Origin of the sequence: Tistrella mobilis KA081020-065 (assembly GCF_000264455.2) — a bacterium.
GTDB classification, from domain to species: Bacteria; Pseudomonadota; Alphaproteobacteria; order Tistrellales; family Tistrellaceae; genus Tistrella; species Tistrella mobilis.
In genome coordinates this window covers 1,581,199-1,599,204 of the sequence record NC_017956.1, presented here as the reverse complement: position 1 = coordinate 1,599,204, position 18,006 = coordinate 1,581,199, and the positions used below count along the sequence as shown (strand labels likewise).

The window sequence follows — 18,006 nt, the reverse complement described above, 5'->3', positions numbered from 1 at the left end:
ATGGGGGATCGTCTAGCGGTAGGACTACGGACTCTGACTCCGTCAGCCTAGGTTCGAATCCTAGTCCCCCAGCCAGTACTGAAAGGCCCGGTTCTTCGGAACCGGGCCTTTTGCATTTCCCGGCAGAACTGCGGCATGATGATCGGCATCTCCTTGCAAGAATGGGGACTTGACCCGTGATTGCTCTGCGTCCGCCGCCCGCCCGCTGGGTCCGCGTCGATCCCGCCGGCTGGCTGGTCCGGCCCGTTGCCGCCGACAGCGACCCCCCACCCGTCATCCGCCTGGTGTGCTTCCCCCATGCCGGTGGCGGTCCCGCAGCCTTCAGACCCTGGGCCCTGGTTGCCGGCCGCGATGCGGCCGTCACCGCCATCCAGCTGCCCGGCCGCGAACAGCGGGCGACCGAAGCGCCGGTCGGTTCGATCGCCACGGCGGCCGATGCGGTGACCGCGGCGCTCATCGCCCATGATGACGGCCTGCCGCTGGTGCTCTACGGGCACAGCATGGGCACGCTGGTCGCGCTCGAGGTGGCACATCGCCTGCACATGGCCGGTCACACGCCCCGCCTGCTGGCGGTCGGCGCACGGATTCCGCCCGACCAGCCGAGCCGTGCCACGGCACTTCTCGATCTCGACGACGATCGCTTCTTCGATGCCCTCGACCGGCTCTATGGCGGCACACCGGTCGCGGTACGAAACGACCCGTCGCTCCGGGCGCATTATCTGCGGCTGATGCGCGCCGATTTCGCCATCGGCAGCGGAGCAGTGGCGGCAGCGGATGGCACGCCCCTGCCCTGCCCGATCCTTGCGCTCTCCGGCGCCGACGACAGGGCAGCTCCGGCTGCCGCCATGGCCGGCTGGGCGGCAGTCACGGCGGCCGGTTTCAGCGCCGTCACCCTTCCCGGCGGTCACTTTTTCGCGATCGAGCGGCCACGCCCTACCGTGGCGCGGATCCTGGCCGCGGCCAGATCCTGAAGTCAGATCCTGAAGACCAGCGGCGGCGGCAGCGTCAGGCGCGTGCCCGGGTATCGCCGCCGGCCGCGTCCCATTTCGCCTTCTCTTCGGCGACCAATTCCTTCTTCGACAGCTTGCCCACGGGCGTCTTCGGCAGTTCCTCGCGATATTCCACCGCCGCCGGCATCTCGTGCCGGCCCAGCTTGTCGGCCAGATAGCTGCGCCAGCCCTCGATATCCATCTCCTCAGCCCCCGGCTTCAGCTTGACGAAGGCCTTGGCCGACTGGCCGCGATAGGCATCGGGCACGCCGATCACGATCACCTCCGACACCGAGGGATGCTCGTAGATCGCCTCTTCGATCACCCGCGGATAGACGTTGAAGCCGCCGGACAGGATCATGTCCTTCTTGCGGTCCACCAGATACAGATAGCCCTTCTCGTCCATATAGCCGACATCGCCGGTGTGGAAGCGGCCGCCGGCAAAGGCCTCGGCCGTGGCGTCCGGGCGCTTCCAGTAGCCCTTCATGACATTCGGGCCGCGGATGCACAGCTCGCCGGTCTGGCCGGGTGGCAGCAGCCGGTCCGGATCGTTCAGATCCACGATTTCCAGAATCAGCCCGGGCAGCGGCAGGCCGCAGGAGCCGCGCGGCGTACGATAACCGTCCCGCGCCTGGCTGGCGGTCCCGGCGGGTGACGTCTCGGTCATCCCCCAGCCTTCCAGCACGGGAATGCCGGTCGCCCGTTCGAAGGCATCGCGCACCTCGACCGGCAGCGGCGCCCCACCCGACGCACAGGTCTTCAGCGCCGAGAGATCGGTCTGGCGGAACTCGGGCAGCGCCAGCATGGCGGTATACATGGTGGGCACGCCGGGGAAGATGGTCACCTTGCGGGCAGACAGATCGCGCAGCACCGTAGCCGCGTCGAAACGCGGATGCAGGATCACATGCCAGCCCGCATCGACCGCCCGCAGGAAGCAGGGGGACAGCGCGTAGATATGGAACAGCGGCAGGACCAGCAGCATGGTCTCTTCGCCGCGCTTCAGCAGCGCATCCTCTCCGGTCATCGTCCAGGCATGCTGCATCTCCGTCGCCACCATCAGATTGGCGTGGGTCAGCATCGCGGCCTTGGGCACGCCGGTGGTTCCGCCGGTATATTGCAGCACCGCCACCTCTTCGGCCGGATCGGCAATCGCGGCCGGCGTCACCGGGTCGGTACAGGCGATGACGTCCTGATAGTCATGCACCCGCGGGTCGTCGGGCAGCGGGACCGGCCCATCGCCGGGCAGACCGTCGGGCCGCCGGGCCATCACCAGCGTGCCGAGCCCGGTCTCGTCGGCCAGCTTCAGCGCGGTCTCGGCAAAGGGCGGCAGGGCCAGGGTCACCAGCACGGCCACCTGGCCGTCCTCCACCTTGTGGCGCAGCTCGCGCAGCGCGTCGAGCGGGCTCATATTCACCACGATCGCGCCCAGCTTCATCGCGGCAAAGAACATGATCGGATAGACGGGCGTGTTGGGCAGATAAAGCCCCAGCTGCCGCCCCGGCCCCACCCCCAGCCGCGCGAGCCCCGCCGCAGCGCGGTCTGACAGCCGGTCGATCTCGGCATAGGTGAAGCTGGTCTCACCGAAGGAGACCATCGGCTTCGGGCCGAATTCGGCCACGGCCGAGGCCAGCACCGTCGTCACCGCCCGCGGCTGCCAGGGCAGGCGCCAGTCGATGCCCGGCGGATAGCTCGATGCCCAGTAGGGCAGAGGCTCGTCGGTGACCGGGACATTGGCGCCGGTGGTCTCGGGATGACGGGACGACTGCGTCATGCGGCCCTCTTCGGCTGGGGTTTCCTCGCGGGCGGGGACGGCATCGCGTATGGCCGTCACCTCGTTCTTCTGAAAACAGTGTTACCGCCACCCCGGGCACGCGCAATGATCTTTTATGCCGGTGATTTTCCGCGGAATATGCGAGGGTATATCTACCGCAAATGCGAAAAAGATTACCGCACCGCGTCAAAGTGCAACAGCCCCCGATCAGTCGACGGCGAAGGGATGAATGGTCACACGGCTCGCCGGAACCATCGCCTCGATCTCTGCGCCGATCCGGCGGCTGCGGGCGGCGATCTCGCCGATCGAGAGATCCGCGGCGAACCCAAGCTCGATCTCCACCACCGCCTGACCGCCGGCCCGCCGGGTCCGGATGCGGCCCAGATCGTCATACAGGTCGAAATGCCGGCCCAGCGCCGTCACCACCGGCATGTGGACCTCTTCGCCGCAGGCGGCGTCGATCAGCTCGCCCAGCGCATTGCGCATGATCTGGAACCCCCACCAGGCCATGGAGGCCACGATCAGCAGGCTGGCGACGGGATCGATCCAGCCCCCGGCCGGATGGCCGGCCATCGCCCAACCCAGGCCCAGTGCCACCACCATCAGCAGGTTCGACGTGACCTTGTCGACGAACAGGCGGGCCTGCGCCTTCAGCAAGGGCGACGGGTCGGATGTCACTGCCCGGCGCAACCGGGCGAGGATGGTGGCGTTGACCACCAGATAGACGCCGTTGACCGCAAGCCCCAACGCCACCGCCGGGCCGGTCGGCGCCGATGCCCCTTCGACCAGATCGATCACCGCCAGCGTGATCACCAGCATCATCGACAGCACCAGGAAGATGCCGGTCCCGGCCGCCGCCAGGCTTTCCAGCCGCTCCAGCCCGTGTTCCAGGCGGATCGGCCGCCCCTGCCGCGCAAGCCGGGCCACCGTCCAGGCCACCGCCAGCGAGGCGGTATCGAGCATCGACAGCAGGAAATCGGCCAGAAGCGCCACCGAGGACGAGCCGAAGGCCGCCACCGCGGTCAGCGCCAGCATCGGCAGGGCCGAGATGATCGCGGCCCGGGCCACCCGCTCCCGCAGTGCCAGGCGATCGACCGTCACAGGGGTAGCGGATGCCGGGGGTGCGTCCGGGGCCTGATCGGCCGATGATGTCGTCGTCACGGAAATGGCACGTCCCCCGGGTTTACAGCTCCGCGCTCATTAGCCGATCATCGCACGGTCGAACACCCGCCCAGAGTGCAGAAAGATCAACGGCCGTCAACATGTCCAACCCGTCCGCCGCCCTGCTCGTCGTCGACGTCCAGGAAACCTTTGCACCCTCGGCCGCGCTGGTCGACCGGATCGCCGCCCTTGCCCGCCGCTACCCGTCGGTCGCCACCATCGAACTCCACGACGAGACACAGGTGCCGTTCGCGGCGCAGGTCGGCTGGACACCGCGGACCAGCGACCGCTGCCTGGTTCCGGTCGACCGGGTGTTCGTGAAACATGGCTATCTGCCGCCCGATGCCGCCATCCGGCATCTGGCGGCGCTGAAACCCGCACAGGTGCTGGTGGCCGGCATCCAGGCGGATACCTGCGTGATGGCCGCGGGCTTCCGGCTGTTCGATGCCGGGCTGCACCCCACCCTGCTCAGCTTCGCGGTCCGCGGTTCGTCGGCCGATCCGGATGCCGCCATCGCCCGCAAGCTCTGGGTGCATCATTTCCGCAAGGTCATCGACGATCCGGCCGACCTGCCCTGAGCCTCGTCAGCCGCCCGGCCGCCGGATGCCGTGGCGGCGCAACTTCTCGTAAAGCGTGCTCTTGGCGATGCCCAGCCGGCGGGCGGTCGCGGCAAGGTTCCAGCCGGTTTCGGTCGCCGCGGCCAGGATCGCCTGAACCTCGGCCTCGTCCAGGCTGACCGCCGTCTCTGCCGGCTGCGGCCGCAGGACATGGCCGGCCCCGATCGTGGCCGGCAGATCGGCGGCCTCGATCCGGTCGGCGAGGGTCAGGATGGTCGCCTGTTCGATCACATTGCGCAACTCGCGGACATTGCCGGGCCAGTCATGGGTGGCGAGCCTGGCCAGCGCCTCGTCCGCGGGCGGATGGCGGACCAGCCCGTGGCGCCGGGCGGCCGACGCGGCGAAATGACAGGCCAGCCGGGCGATGTCGGGGCCGCGTTCGGCCAGCGGCGGCAGGGTGATGGCCGTCACCGCGATCCGGAAATAGAGATCGGCGCGGAAGCGTCCGGCCGCGACCTCGGCCGGCAGGTCGCGATGGGTGGCGGCGATCAGCCGCACGCGGACTGGCCGCTCATGCGCCTCCCCCACCCGCACCACCGCCCCCTGCTCCAGCACGCGCAGCAGATGGGCCTGCAGCTCGGCCGGCATCTCGCCGATCTCGTCCAGGAACAGCGTGCCGTCATGGGCCGCCTCGAACTTGCCGGCCATGCCGCCCTTGCGCGCGCCGGTGAAGGCGCCCTCGGCATAGCCGAACAGCTCCGTCGCCAGCAGATCGCGGGCCAGCGCGCCGCAATTGACCGCGACGAACGCGCCCTGCCCCATCGCACTCGCCCGATGGATCGCCCGGGCGAAGACCTCCTTGCCGGTGCCCGTAGGGCCGGTCAGCAGAACCGGCACCTCCACCCCGGCCAAGCGCCGGGCGGTGGCCTTGGCCTTGATCATCGGCGGGCTGTCGCCGATCACCTCGTCGAAGGGGTCGGCCGGCCGCTCGCAGATCGGGGGCGGGGTCAGATCGCGCGCCCGCGCCCCGCCGGGCAAATGCGGTCGGCCCTGCGGCACCACGCAGACCGCCCCGATCCGGCGCGCAGCATCGAAAACCGGCTCGGCGGCTTCAATCTTCAGCCAGTCGGGCAGCGCCGCGCCGCCGGTGCCGGTCCGTGCCGGATCCAGCGCCATCTCCTTCAGCAGCCGCCGGGCGCGATCGCCGATCCGCACCGGCCGGCCGCGATGATCGAAAACCACCAGCCGGTCCATCGGCCAGCGCTCCTCGCTCAACACCGCCTCGATCAGCCGGGCGCGCAGGTTCAGATCGCGCTTGGCGATCCGCCCCTCGATCCGCCCCGCCGCCGTTACCGCCAGCGCCAGGCAATGGGCGTTATGGGCGCCCGAAAGCCCTGAGATGTCCAGTACGCCAAGCGCCGTGCGGTCCACCGGATCGCGGATCACCGCCGCCGAACAGGTCCATTGCTTGATGCCGGCGCAGAAATGCTCCACCGCATGGATCTGCACGGGCGCCCCCAGGGCCAGCGCCGTGCCGATCGCATTGGTGCCGCTTGCGGTCTCGGTCCAGTCGGCGCCCGGCATCAGGCGGATCACCTCGCCCCGGTCGCGGGTGCGGCCATCGCCTTCGACATCCAGCACCACCCCGTCGGGATCGGCCAGCACCATCATGGTGCCGGTCTCGGCCAGGAAGGCGCGGGCATCGCCCATCACCGGGGCGGCGGCGCCGCGCAGATCCTCGGCACGCTCCCGGCGCAGGCCCAGCCGGTCTTCGGAACAGACCAGCGGCGCCTCGCGTCCGGCGGGGTCGACGCCGGTCTTCAGGCAGCGGCGCCAGCTGTTTTCGACCAGATCCCGCACGCCGGCGACGGCGCGGGCATCACCGGTGACCAGCGTCTCCCAGGCGTCGAAAACCGACGGCACGGACGGCGGATCGCCCGGGGGTTGGGTTTCCCCTTGCATGACGGCGTCCTCCCCAACACGGATTTTTATCGTTGGGACAGCAGCTTGCACCACTCTCCCACGACCTGTCCACCCGCCTCGATACCGCAGGACGCCCCCATCCGCGCGAGAGGCGTCCGGTTTCCGGACGCCCGACCGACATCCGGACGGCCGCACGCGACCGGTGCGGCCGCGAAACGGCACCGCAACAGAATCCGCAATCCGATATGCCATAAGGCTTTGCGAAGATTTCGCCCGTCTGGCACGCCGCTTGCCATTCATGTCTTCCGAGGGCGACGCCGATCGCCCCCGCCAACGACAGATCCTGGGAGGACACATGACACGCGCACAGACGACGGAGGACGCCCGGACCCCGGTTCCGGTGCAGGTGATGGGCATCGATGCCGGCGGCACGATGACCGACACCTTCTTCGTGCGCGCCGACGGCCATTTCGTGGTCGGCAAGGCGCAGAGCAATCCCGAGGACGAGGCCCGCGCGGTGATGGAAAGCTCCGCCGACGCGCTGGAGCAATGGTCGCGCGGGGTGGAAGAGGTCTATGACGAACTCGTCACCTGCGTCTATTCCGGCACCGCGATGCTGAACCGCGTGGTTCAGCGCAAGGGGCTGGAGGTCGGGCTGATCGTCAATCGCGGGCTTGAAGACCATCACCGCATGGGCCGGGCGATCCAGAGCTATCTGGGCTATGGTTTCGAAGACCGCATTCACCTGAACACCCACCGCTACGACCAGCCCCTGGTGCCGCCCGAGCGGACCCGCGGTGTGACCGAGCGGATCGACAGCCAGGGCCAGGTGGTCATCCCGCTGCGGGAAGACGAGGTCCGCACCGCCGTCCGCGAGCTGGTCTCGGCGGGGGCGAAGGCGCTGGTGATCAGCCTGCTGCATTCCTACAAGAACGGCACCCACGAGCGGCGCGTCCGCGACATCGCGATCGAGGTCACCCGCGAGCTGGGCGCGGATGTGCCGGTCTTCGCCTCGGTCGACTACTACCCGGTGCGCAAGGAAAGCCACCGCACCAACACCACCATTCTGGAGGCCTATGCGGCGGAGCCCTCGCGCCGCACACTGACGAAGATCAGCGACCGGATGCGCGAGGTCGGCGGCCGGTTCGATCTGCGGGTCATGGCCAGCCATGGCGGCACGATCAGCTGGAAGGCCAAGGAACTGGCCCGGACCCTGGTCTCGGGGCCGATCGGCGGGGTGATCGGCGCGCGCTTCCTGGGCCAGATGCTGGGCTATGACAACATCGCCTGTTCCGACATCGGTGGCACCAGCTTCGATATGGCCCTGATCACCAAGGGCAATTTCGCCATCGCTTCCGACCCCGACATGGCCCGTCTGGTGCTGTCGCTGCCGCTGGTGGCGATGGACTCGGTGGGCGCCGGCGCCGGCAGTTTCGTGCGGCTCGACCCCCATACCGGCGCGATCAAGCTCGGCCCCGACAGTGCCGGCTATCGGGTGGGCGTGTGCTGGGCCGAGAGCGGCATCGACACGGTCACCGTCTCGGACTGTCATGTGGTGCTGGGCTATCTCAACCCCGACAACTTCCTGGGCGGGGCGGTCAAGCTGGATGTCGCCCGCGCGCATGAGGCGATCCGCCACCAGCTTGCCGAACCGCTGGGGCTGACGGTCGAAGCCGCAGCCGCCGGGGTGATCGAACTGCTCGATCTGTCGCTCCGCGACTATCTCCGGGCGACGATCAGCGCCAAGGGCTACAGCCCGGGCGATTTCGTGTGCTTCTCCTATGGCGGCGCCGGTCCGGTGCACACCTATGGCTATACCGAAGGGCTGGGCTTCCGGGATGTGGTCGTTCCGGCCTGGGCGGCGGGTTTCTCGGCTTTCGGCTGTGCCACTGCCGATTTCGAATACCGCTATGACAAGAGCGTCGACGTGGCGATCCCGGCCGTCGCCGACGACGAGGCCAAGACCCGCGCCTGCGCCACGCTTCAACAGGCCTGGGCGGAGCTGGCCGACCGGGTGATCGAAGAGTTCGCGATCAACGGCTTCAAGCCGGAAGACGTGATGCTCCGGCCGGGCTATCGCATGCAGTATCTGGGGCAGCTCAACGATCTGGAGATCATCTCGCCGATCACCAGCGCCGCCACGCCCGCGGATTGGGATGCGCTGGTCGATGCATTCGATGAGACCTATGCCCGGGTCTATGCCGATGCCGCCCGTTCGCCCGAACTCGGCTTCAGCGTCACCGGTGCGATCATGCGCGGCGTGGTCACCACCACCAAGCCGGTCCTGCCGGAAGAGCCCGAGGCCGGGCCGGTGCCGCCCGAAAGCGCACGCCTCGGCACCCGCCGCTTCTATCGCAGCGGCCGCTGGGAAGACGCGACCATCTGGCGGATGGAAGACCTGAAGGCCGGCAACCGGATCGAGGGGCCCGCCATCATCGAAAGCCCGGCCACGACCTTCGTGCTGCCCCGCGGTTTCGCCACCCGGCTCGACGGCCACCGGCTGTTCCACCTGATCGAGACCGGCCGCGGCTGACCGACACCCGCTTCCCTGAAAAACCTCATCAGACGAAGGACCTGCATCAGATGAACGTGATGTCGTCCGAACGACGCGAGGGCCTGGTCCGCGGCGGCCTGACCCTGAAGGAGAACCGGGCCCGGGTGCTCGATCTCACGGCAAAGACCGGCCACTATGCCGGGCTCGAGACCCTGGCGCTCAAGCAGTCCGACCCGATCGGCTATGAGAAGATGTTCTCGAAGCTCCGCGGCGGCCTGGTTCATGCCCGCGAGACCGCCAAGAAGATCGCGGCCTCGCCGATCGTCGAACAGGAGGGCGAGCTGTGCTTCACCCTTTATAACGCCGCCGGCGACTGCGTGCTGACCTCCACCGGCATCATCATCCATGTCGGCACCATGGGGGCTGCGATCAAATACATGATCGAGAATGGCTGGGAGACCAATCCCGGCATTTCCCCCGGTGACATGTTCACCAACAACGACTGCTCGATCGGCAATGTCCACCCCTGCGACATCGCGACCATCGTGCCGATCTTCTGGCAGGACAAGCTGGTCGGCTGGGTCGGCGGCGTCACCCATGTGATCGACACCGGATCGGTCGGCCCCGGCTCCATGTCCACCGGCCAGATCCAGCGCTTCGGCGACGGCTATCAGATCACCTGCCGCAAGACCGGCATCAACGATGTGCCCCTGCGCGACTGGCTGCATGAAAGCCAGCGCTCGGTGCGCACCACCAAATACTGGATCCTGGACGAGCGCACCCGCATCGCCGGCTGCCACATGATCCGCGATCTGGTGGAAGAGGTGCTGGAAGAACACGGCGTCGACCACTGGGAGAGCTTCGCCTACGAGGTGATCGAGGAAGGCCGCCGCGGCCTGCAGAGCCGGGTGAAGGCGATGACCATCCCCGGTACCTATCGCAAGGTCGCCTTCGTCGACGTGCCCTATGCGCATGAAGACATCGGCTGCCCCTCGGCCTTCGCCAAGATCGACAGCATCATGCATGCGCCGGTCGAGATGACCATCAATGCCGATGCCTCGTGGCGGCTCGATTTCGAGGGCGCGAGCCGCTGGGGCTGGCACACCTACAATGCCAATCAGGTCGCCTTCACCAGCGGCATATGGGTGATGATGACCCAGACCCTGGTGCCGACCGAGCGGATCAATGACGGCGCCTATTACGGCACGAAATTCCGGCTGCCCAAGGGCACCTGGATGAACCCCGACGACCGGCGCACCGGCCATGCCTATGCCTGGCATTTCCTGGTGTCGAGCTGGAGCGCCCTCTGGCGCGGCGTGTCGACCGCCTATTACGGCCGCGGCTATCTGGAAGAGGTCAATGCCGGCAACGGCAACACCTCCAACTGGCTGCAGGGCGGCGGCATCAACCAGGACGGCGAGGTGCATGCGGTCAACAGTTTCGAGACCGCGGCCACCGGCACCGGCGCCTCGGCGATCCGCGACGGGCTGAACCATGCCGCCGCGATCTGGAACCCCGAAGGCGATATGGGCGACATGGAGATCTGGGAGCTGGCCGAGCCCCTGATCTATCTGGGCCGCAACGTGAAGGCCAATTCGGGCGGCTATGGCAAATACCGCGGCGGCTGCGGCTTCGAGACCCTGCGCATGGTCTGGAAGGCCGAAGACTGGACCATGTATTTCATGGGCAATGGCTACATGGTCAGCGACTGGGGGCTGATGGGCGGCTATCCCTCCGCCACCGGCTACCGTTTCGAGGCCCATGACACCGGCATCGCCCGCCGGATCGCCGCGGGCGAGCCCCTGCCCTTCGGCGCAGATCTCGATCCCGATCATCCGGAATACGAAACCCGCATCGATCGCAGCGCCCGGGTCAAACGCGACCATCAGGCGATGACCACCGAGGCGGTATTCGAGAACCACGATCTCTACCTGAACTACATCCGCGGCGGGCCGGGCTTCGGCGATCCGCTGGACCGCGACCCGGCGGCGATCGAGCAGGATCTGAACGAGCGCGCCCTGCTGCCCCGCTATGCCGCCTCGGTCCATGGCGCCGTGGCGACGAAGGTCGCCGGCGGCCGCTGGCAGGTCGACCGCGAGGCGACCGCCCGGCGCCGCGCCGAGATCCGCCGCGAGCGCATCGCCCGCAGCCGCCCGACCCGCGCGTGGATGGCGGAGGAGCGGGAGCGGATCCTGGCCAAGGAGGCGTCGCTGCCGGTCCGGCACATGTACGCCACCAGCTTCGGGCTTTCGGGCAAGTTCCTCGACCAGTTCCGCAGCTTTTGGGATCTGCCGGCCGACTGGACGATCGAGGAGAGCGAACTGGGCATCCCCTCCTTCGGTTCGAAGCACCGCATGGACCTCTCGGCCCTGCCCGACGTGACCACGATCCGTCTGGTGGAGGAGTGAGGCGCGGGCATCGCCGGGCCGGTCTTCCTCCCCCGGCGCCCGCCCCGGCGATGCCCCCTCATTTTCCCGAAATCACAATCTCTTGTAAGGAAGTCCGCAGATGTCGAGCTATACCCCGAAACAGGTTGCCGATCTGGTCGACGGCCGCCTGGATCCGGATGTCGTCCATCGCATGCTCTCCATGCCCAAGGATGCCGACCGGTTCGTGAAATATATCGAGGTGCTGCAGTCGCGCGCCGCCTGGCCGGACCGGATCCTGCTGCCGCTGGGGCCGCACCTGTTCATCGTTCAGGATGCAGCGAAGCACTGGAAGATCAAGTGCAGCTGCGGCCATGTCTTCTGCGATCATGACCGGAACTGGAAGCTGGAAGCGCTGGTCTGCGTCCGTGACACCGAAGCGGCGCTGAACGAGGTCTACCCGAAGCTGATGGCGCCCGATCCGGCCTGGCAGGTCTATCGCGAATACTGCTGCCCGGACTGCGGCGTGCTGCTGGACGTCGAGGCACCGACGCCCTGGTATCCGGTGCTGCATGATTTCGAGCCGGATATCCCGACCTTCTACCGCGACTGGCTGGGGCTTGCCGTCCCCGAACGCGCCAGCGCCTGACGTTTCGACATCCGGAAAGCCGGCCGTCCGTTCAGGACGGCCGGTTCACCATCCAGATCCCGCCCGCGACCAGCACCAGTGCGATCGCGAAGGCGGGCGTCAGTGCGTCACCCAGCACGGCCGCCGCCGCCCCGACACCGAAGAGCGGGGTCAGAAAGCTGAAGGCCGAGAGCCTGGAGGCCGGATAGCGCGAGATCAGCACGAACCAGCCCAGATAGGACAGGCTGGCCACGCCGACGATCTGAAATGCCATGGCACCGATCACCGTATCGGTCAGCGGAATGGCGAGATCGGCGCCCATGACCAGCGCCAGCACCACCAGCGCCACGGCCGAGACGCCCAGCTGATAAAGCAGCGTCACCAGTGGCGCCGTGCGCGAGAGCACGCTGCCCTTGATCAGCAGGGTGGTCAGCCCCCAGGCGATGGCGGCCGCGACCATCAGCAGGTCGCCCGCGATCGATCCGCCGCCTTCGACCAGCCCGTCGGCGAAGGCCGCGACGATGCCGCCGAAGGCCGCCAGCAGCCCCATCACCTGCCAGCGGCCCAGACGTTCGCCCGGGATCAGCAGATGGCCGCCGATCGCGACCACGAAGGGGGCGGTGTACAGAAACACCACCGCCCGCGACGCGGTGGTCAGCGACAGCCCGGTATAGAGCAGCGCAAATTCCAGCGCGAAAAGCAGCCCTGCCCCGATCCCCGGCCAGATCGTGCCCATGGGGATCACGCCCCGGCGGCGGCCGAGTGCCAGCACCACCACGCCCACGATGATGGTGGCACCGATCGAGCGCAGCGCCGCCTGGGCCATGGGGGCGGCACCATCGGCGACCGCCATCTTCACGGCCACCTGCTGCAGGCCCCAACAGGCGCACAGCACCACCATCATCAGCGCCGCGCCGGCATCCAGCCGGTTGGGCTGCACCGGCCGGCAGCCGGCCTCGCTCACGCTCGCCATCGGTACGGGGGATCTCCTCGGGCGGTTCCTCGGGCCACCGGTGCGTTGCCGGTAAACCATTGTGTCTTCTGGTCATACGCGGAATTCCACCCAGGGGCAACCCGGCCGACCCATGCATGCAGAACATGATTGACGGGCAGGAAACGAGGGGCTTAAGCTTATTTGGAAACATGGTTTCCCAATAGGAAACTTCTTGATGAAGTCTTTGACCTCGGCCCTCGCCATCTACGGCGCCTTCTCCACCACACGTCAGCCGCTCGGCATCACCGACATCTGCGAGCGGACCGGGCTTGCCAAAAGCCAGGTCTCGAAGGTGCTGGCCACCTTCCGCGAGCAGGGTTTCCTGGATCAGGATCCGGTCACCCGCAAATACCGGGTCGGGCCGATGAGCTTTCTGGTCGGCGTCGCCTATGCCCATACGCATGTCCTCACCCGTCAGGCGCTGCCGATCATGCGGGAGCTGGTCGATCGCTGCGGCCATTCCGCGGTGTTGAGCGTGCGCGAGGGCGACACCGTCTTCCATCTGCTGGCGGTGGAAGGGCCGTTCTTCGTCGACAGCCGCTGGCGCGTGGGCATGTCGGTGCCGTTCCACGCCACCGCGGCCGGCAAGATCCTGACCGCCTTCGATGGACCCGAGGTGCTCGACCGGCTGATCGCGGCCCACGGCCTGCCCCAGATCACGCCCAAGACCATCACCGATCCGGCCGGCCTTGCCGACCATCTGGCCGAGGTTCGCGCCGCCGGCGCCGCCGTCACCGCGGGCGAGAGCGCGCCCGGCCTGGTGGCGATCGCGGTTCCGGTCTTCGGCGAGCACGAACACATCCGTGCCGCCCTCAGCTTCATCATGCCGCTTCAAGGCTACGAGCCCGACGCGGCCGAGGCCCATGTGGCGGATCTGCAGGCTGCCGCGCGCAGCCTGTCCTTCCGCCTGGGTGCCGAAACCTATCCCTTCGGCACCGCCTGACATCGACACATCCCGGCCGGACGGATCCGCCAGAGATCCGCCGCCGGATGGAGACCCGCCGCGCAAAGCCGGTGCCACGCCCCCGCGGGCACTGCCACCGCGCAAGACGCAGCCCATCAAGAAACACGTGAGGCTACATGTTCCGGACCATCGATCGCCGCATGCTCGGCGCCGCCGCCGTCGCGGCCCTGATGCTGCACGCAGCCCCCGGCTTCGCCGCCGACGAGGGCAAGCCGAAATCGCTCACCATCCTCGCCGGCCCGACCGGCAGCTCGTTCTATGCCACCGCCGCAGGCGTCGCCGCCATCCTGGGTGACGAGGGCGTGCGCGCCAATGCCGAAATGGGCGGCGGCACCTCCAACGTCGTCGGCGTCTCACGCGGGACGGGAGAGCTGGGCCTGACCATGAGCATCGTGCCCAGCGTCGCCGCCGCCGGCAAGCCGCCCTTCCAGGAGCCGATCACCAATGTCCGCGGCATCGCCTCGTTCACCTCGATGCTGGCCCATATCGCGGTCGCGGGCGATTCGGGCGTCCAGTCGATCGGCGACCTTGCCGGCAAGCGCTTCGCCTCGCAGCCGGTGGGCCAGGCCACCGCACTGATCTTCGACGACCTGCTCGCCGCCACCGGCACCGATGCGTCGAAGATCGACATCGTCCGCGGCGGTCTCAGCTTCCAGACCGACCAGATCAAGGACCATCATTCGGTCGGTATGGTCTCGGTCGCGAACTATCCGGCCAGCTTTTTCACCGAGCTTGCCAGCACCTCCGACATTCGCTTTCTGACCATCGATGACGCGCTGGCGGCAAAGCTTCAGGAGCTGAACCCCGGTTATGCCCGCGCCGAAATCCCGGCCGGCACCTATCCGGGCCAGGATGCCGCGATCCCGACCGTCGGCACCTCGATGATGATGATCGCCTCGGACGAGATGCCCGAGGACGAGGCCTATTGGCTGACGAAGACGCTGATCGAAAAGTTCAAGCGTCTGCAGGGCGCCCATGCCGCCCTGGCCCGGCTGGAGCCGGCCGACATGGCCGCCATGCCCGGTATCACCATCCATCCGGGTGCGCTGCGCGCCTATCAGGAAGCCGGCGTCCTCGCGAAGTGAGGCGCAGGGCGCGGGCGCCCGGTGACCCCGGCCCCGCCCGCGCCCGTCCGACGCATCCTCGTCCGGAAGAAGATCCAGGATGACCACCGTCTCCGCAGCGGGCGAGGGCTCAGGCCTTCGCACCGTGCTGCGCCATGCCGCCCACGCCGTCGCGATCGGCATGTCGCTCTTCCACATCCATGCGGGCATCTTCGGCGAAGCGCCGGCGCTGGCCTATCGTCCCATCCATCTGGCGCTGGCCTTCGCGGTGCTGCTGCTGACCGCCGCCTCGATGCGGGCGCCGGAGACCGGGGCAAAACGCTGGATCGGCCTCGCCTGGGATACGGCGATGCTGATCGTGGTGCTGGCCTCGACCCTGTTCCTGGTCTTCGACCAGACCCGCATTTCCGAGCGCATGGAATACATGACCCGGCTGCTGACCGCCGAGCGCGTGCTGGGCGCCCTGCTGCTGCTGGTGGTGCTGGATGTCGTCCGGCGCAGCATCGGCTGGCCGATGGTCGTGATCACCCTCGTCTTCCTGGTCTATACCCAGGTCGGCGACAGCCTGCCCTATCCGTTCTGGCACCGGGGCTATTCCATCGACCGGGTCATCGAGCAGATGTACCTCACGGTCGACGGCATCTGGACGGTGCCGCTGGCGGTGACCGCCAGCTACATCTTCCTGTTCGTGCTGTTCGGCTCGCTGCTGGTCGCCTCGGGCGCCGGCGAGTTCTTCACCGATCTGGCGCGCGCCCTCACCGGCCGGATCGTCGGCGGGCCGGCCAAGACCGCTGTCGTCTCTTCCGCCTTTTTCTCCATGCTTTCGGGCAGCTCCACCGCCAATGTGGTGACCACGGGCAGCTTCACCATCCCGGCCATGAAACGCGGCGGCTTCTCGGGCTCATTCGCGGGCGGCGTTGAAGCCGTGGCGTCCACGGGCGGGCAGATCATGCCGCCGATCATGGGCGCTGCCGCCTTCATCATGATGGAGACGCTGGGCGTCCCCTATGGCGACATCATGATCGCCGCGATCCTGCCGGCGATCTTCTATTTCGCCACCGTCTTCGTGATGGTCGATCTGGAAGCCCGGCGGCTGAACCTGCGGCCCGCTGAAGACGAGGAAATGCCGAAGGTCTGGCCGGTGCTGCGCTCGCGCGGCTATCTGCTGGTCCCGGTGATCTTCATGGTCTGGGCCCTGGTCTCGGGCTATACCCCGGCGCGGGCCGGCGTCTGGGCCATCGGCATGCTGGCGGCGATGATCGTGATCTTCGATCGCCGCAAGGGCGTGCGCGGTCTCGCCCGGATCTTCGCCGACGCCCTGATCAACGCGCCCAAGCTGATCGCGCCGATCACCGCCGCCTGTGCGGTGGGCGGCATCATCGTCGGCGTGGTGTCGATGACCGGCCTCGGCTATCGCATGGCCACGATCATCATCGAAACCTCGCACGGCATCCTGCCGCTCGCGCTGGCGCTCACCATGATGGTCGCGGTGATCATGGGCATGGGCATGCCGACCAGTGCCGTCTATGTGGTGCTGGCCGTGATCCTGGCCCCGGCCTTCGTCGATTTCGGCGTGGCGCCGATCGCGGTGCATATGTTCATCTTCTACTATGCCGTGATCTCGAACATCACACCGCCCTTGGCCGTCGCCTCCTTCGCCGCCGCCGCGGTCGGCAATGCCGATCCCTGGCGGACCAGCATGCATGCGGTACGCCTGGGCCTGCCGGTCTTCGCGATCCCCTATGTCTTCATCTACCACCCCGAATTCCTGGCCCAGGGCACGATCGGCGAGATCGCCTATGTCTGCCTGCTGATGGCGATCGCGATCTTCGCCATCTCGGTCGCCTCGATCGGCTGGCTGAAGGTGCCGCTGTCGCGCGCGACCCGTGCGGCGGCCCTGCTCTTCGCGCTGCTTCTGCTGCCCTCCGAACATGTCGGCCTGATCTATCAGATCGCCATCCTGGCCGGCAGCTTCGCCCTGTTCTGGCTGTGCTACACCCTGGACCTTCGCCGCAAGGCCGGGGCCGCCACGGCCGGAACCGCCTCCCCCCACGGAAGAGACCCCGCCTCGTGACAATCATCACCGATCATCTCGCCCGGCTCGCCCCCGCGAGCCGCGGCCAGGGCCGCCTGGTCGCCGGTTCCACGGCGACCGGCGCCGAGATTTCCATCCCGTATATCGCCGCCCGTGGTGCGGCCGACGGCCCCACCCTCTGGGTGACCGCCACCGTCCATGGCGACGAGGTCAACGGCACGCTGGCGGCACTCGATTTCGTCCGCAATCTCGACCTCGCCGCCATGCGCGGCGCCTGCATCGTGATCCCGGCCGCCAATCCGCTCGCCTTCGATGCCCGGGCCAAGACGGCGCCGCAGGACGGGCTCGACATCGACCAGCAATTCCCCGGCGCCGCCGGCGGCCTGACCACCCAGCGGGTCGCCGACCGGCTCTGGCGCGAGATCGAGCGCGCAGGCGACTGTCTGGTCAGCCTGCACACGCTCACCGCCCATTTCGAGGCGAAGCCCTATGGCGTCTACAAGCTGCATCCCGACGGTCCGGTGGCCGAGGATGTGCTGCTGCGCCACCTCTCCTTCTATGACCCCAGCGTCGCCTGCCTGATGCCGACGGTGAAGGCCGCGGGCGAGCTGCCGGGCAACATCTCAGGCGCCATCGACTACCAGTTCCAGGCGCTTGGCAAAGCCGCCTTCATGGTCGAGCTGGGTGCCGGCAGCCGGATCGAATGGCCCTATGTCGAACAGGGCTCGGCGGGTCTGCGCCGGACCGCCGCCGAGATCGGGATGTTCGAGGATCGCCCGGCCCCCGGCGGCATGCTGCGCAAGGTTCTGAAGCGCCGCCACGTCACGGCCGATACCGGTGGTCTGTTCCGGGCCGCCTGCACACCCGGTGACATTCTTCAGCCCGGATCGCCATTGGGCGTGATCACGGACATTTTCGGCGATATCGTCGACACCGTGACCTTCGCCGAGCCGGTCCTGGTCATCGCCGCCCGCCGTGATCCGGTGGTGGCGACCGGCGACCGCATCGGCTTCGTCGCCACCGCCTGGGAGTCCCGGACCCTCCAGAGCGCCTGATCATC

13 protein-coding genes and 1 tRNA gene are annotated in these 18,006 nt (G+C 68.0%); 10 read left to right on the top strand and 4 right to left on the bottom strand.

Annotated elements, in window-relative coordinates; genetic code table 11:
• The first annotated feature begins 1 nt into the window (after position 1).
• Together TMO_RS07225 and TMO_RS07220 are read left to right on the top strand one after the other, a co-directional pair.
• Positions 2–75 (top strand) — tRNA-Gln (locus TMO_RS07225).
• A gap of 101 nt (positions 76–176) precedes the next feature.
• The gene (locus TMO_RS07220; protein WP_014744953.1) at positions 177–971 is read left to right on the top strand and encodes a thioesterase II family protein; all 795 of its coding nucleotides are present in this window, start codon (positions 177–179) and stop codon (positions 969–971) included.
• 34 nt (positions 972–1,005) lie between these two features.
• Here TMO_RS07220 and TMO_RS07215 read toward each other — a convergent pair whose 3' ends face one another.
• Together TMO_RS07215 and TMO_RS07210 are read right to left on the bottom strand one after the other, a co-directional pair.
• Positions 1,006–2,820: a long-chain-fatty-acid--CoA ligase gene (locus TMO_RS07215; protein ID WP_014744952.1), complete on the bottom strand. Its 1,815-nt coding sequence runs from the start codon at positions 2,818–2,820 to the stop codon at positions 1,006–1,008.
• A gap of 147 nt (positions 2,821–2,967) precedes the next feature.
• Positions 2,968–3,921, bottom strand: coding sequence for a cation diffusion facilitator family transporter (locus tag TMO_RS07210; RefSeq protein WP_145978087.1), 954 nt, complete (start codon positions 3,919–3,921; stop codon positions 2,968–2,970).
• Between the two features lie 101 nt (positions 3,922–4,022).
• Here TMO_RS07210 and TMO_RS07205 point away from each other — a divergent pair, with 101 nt between their 5' ends.
• Positions 4,023–4,499 carry an isochorismatase family protein gene (locus TMO_RS07205; RefSeq protein ID WP_014744950.1) on the top strand — a complete coding sequence of 159 codons (477 nt, stop codon included), beginning with the start codon at positions 4,023–4,025 and terminating at the stop codon, positions 4,497–4,499.
• Between the two features lie 6 nt (positions 4,500–4,505).
• Here the strand turns inward: TMO_RS07205 and TMO_RS07200 are convergent, their stop codons facing one another.
• Complete coding sequence (locus tag TMO_RS07200; protein ID WP_051045324.1) at positions 4,506–6,440, bottom strand: sigma-54-dependent Fis family transcriptional regulator; 1,935 nt, start codon at positions 6,438–6,440, stop codon at positions 4,506–4,508.
• Between the two features lie 316 nt (positions 6,441–6,756).
• On the opposite strand from TMO_RS07200, the gene TMO_RS07195 reads away from it, so the two are divergent.
• The 3 genes from TMO_RS07195 to TMO_RS07185 all read left to right on the top strand — a co-directional run bounded on the left by TMO_RS07195 (position 6,757) and on the right by TMO_RS07185 (position 11,910).
• Positions 6,757–8,934 (top strand): hydantoinase/oxoprolinase family protein, encoded by a 2,178-nt coding sequence (locus tag TMO_RS07195; RefSeq protein WP_014744948.1) that lies wholly within the window; start codon positions 6,757–6,759, stop codon positions 8,932–8,934.
• A 50-nt stretch (positions 8,935–8,984) separates the two neighbouring features.
• Positions 8,985–11,303 (top strand): hydantoinase B/oxoprolinase family protein, encoded by a 2,319-nt coding sequence (locus TMO_RS07190; RefSeq protein WP_014744947.1) that lies wholly within the window; start codon positions 8,985–8,987, stop codon positions 11,301–11,303.
• Positions 11,304–11,403: 100 nt separating this feature from the next.
• The gene (locus TMO_RS07185; RefSeq protein ID WP_014744946.1) at positions 11,404–11,910 is read left to right on the top strand and encodes an acetone carboxylase subunit gamma; all 507 of its coding nucleotides are present in this window, start codon (positions 11,404–11,406) and stop codon (positions 11,908–11,910) included.
• Between the two features lie 31 nt (positions 11,911–11,941).
• Here TMO_RS07185 and TMO_RS07180 read toward each other — a convergent pair whose 3' ends face one another.
• Positions 11,942–12,862: a DMT family transporter gene (locus TMO_RS07180; RefSeq protein WP_014744945.1), complete on the bottom strand. Its 921-nt coding sequence runs from the start codon at positions 12,860–12,862 to the stop codon at positions 11,942–11,944.
• Positions 12,863–13,058: 196 nt separating this feature from the next.
• On the opposite strand from TMO_RS07180, the gene TMO_RS29205 reads away from it, so the two are divergent.
• From TMO_RS29205 to TMO_RS07160, 4 genes are all read left to right on the top strand, one after another.
• Entirely contained in the window at positions 13,059–13,826 is a 768-nt protein-coding gene (locus tag TMO_RS29205) for an IclR family transcriptional regulator (protein WP_014744944.1), read from the top strand.
• Between the two features lie 137 nt (positions 13,827–13,963).
• The gene (locus tag TMO_RS07170; RefSeq protein ID WP_014744943.1) at positions 13,964–14,932 is read left to right on the top strand and encodes a TAXI family TRAP transporter solute-binding subunit; all 969 of its coding nucleotides are present in this window, start codon (positions 13,964–13,966) and stop codon (positions 14,930–14,932) included.
• A gap of 79 nt (positions 14,933–15,011) precedes the next feature.
• Positions 15,012–16,985, top strand: coding sequence for a TRAP transporter permease (locus tag TMO_RS07165; RefSeq protein WP_014744942.1), 1,974 nt, complete (start codon positions 15,012–15,014; stop codon positions 16,983–16,985).
• Positions 16,982–18,001, top strand: a complete 1,020-nt coding sequence (locus TMO_RS07160; protein WP_014744941.1) for a M14 family metallopeptidase — start codon at positions 16,982–16,984, stop codon at positions 17,999–18,001. Before TMO_RS07165 ends, TMO_RS07160 begins: the two co-directional genes overlap by 4 nt.
• The last annotated feature ends 5 nt before the right edge of the window (positions 18,002–18,006 follow it).

Bases quoted from the DNA above. Each gene is read 5' to 3' on its own strand.
- TMO_RS07205 (WP_014744950.1), top strand. From the start codon at position 4,023: ATGTCCAACCCGTCCGCCGCCCTGCTCGTCGTCGACGTCCAGGAAACC.
- TMO_RS07200 (WP_051045324.1), bottom strand. From the start codon at position 6,440: ATGCAAGGGGAAACCCAACCCCCGGGCGATCCGCCGTCCGTGCCGTCG.
- TMO_RS07195 (WP_014744948.1), top strand. From the start codon at position 6,757: ATGACACGCGCACAGACGACGGAGGACGCCCGGACCCCGGTTCCGGTG.
- TMO_RS07190 (WP_014744947.1), top strand. From the start codon at position 8,985: ATGAACGTGATGTCGTCCGAACGACGCGAGGGCCTGGTCCGCGGCGGC.
- TMO_RS07185 (WP_014744946.1), top strand. From the start codon at position 11,404: ATGTCGAGCTATACCCCGAAACAGGTTGCCGATCTGGTCGACGGCCGC.
- TMO_RS07180 (WP_014744945.1), bottom strand. From the start codon at position 12,862: ATGGCGAGCGTGAGCGAGGCCGGCTGCCGGCCGGTGCAGCCCAACCGG.
- TMO_RS29205 (WP_014744944.1), top strand. From the start codon at position 13,059: ATGAAGTCTTTGACCTCGGCCCTCGCCATCTACGGCGCCTTCTCCACC.
- TMO_RS07170 (WP_014744943.1), top strand. From the start codon at position 13,964: ATGTTCCGGACCATCGATCGCCGCATGCTCGGCGCCGCCGCCGTCGCG.
- TMO_RS07165 (WP_014744942.1), top strand. From the start codon at position 15,012: ATGACCACCGTCTCCGCAGCGGGCGAGGGCTCAGGCCTTCGCACCGTG.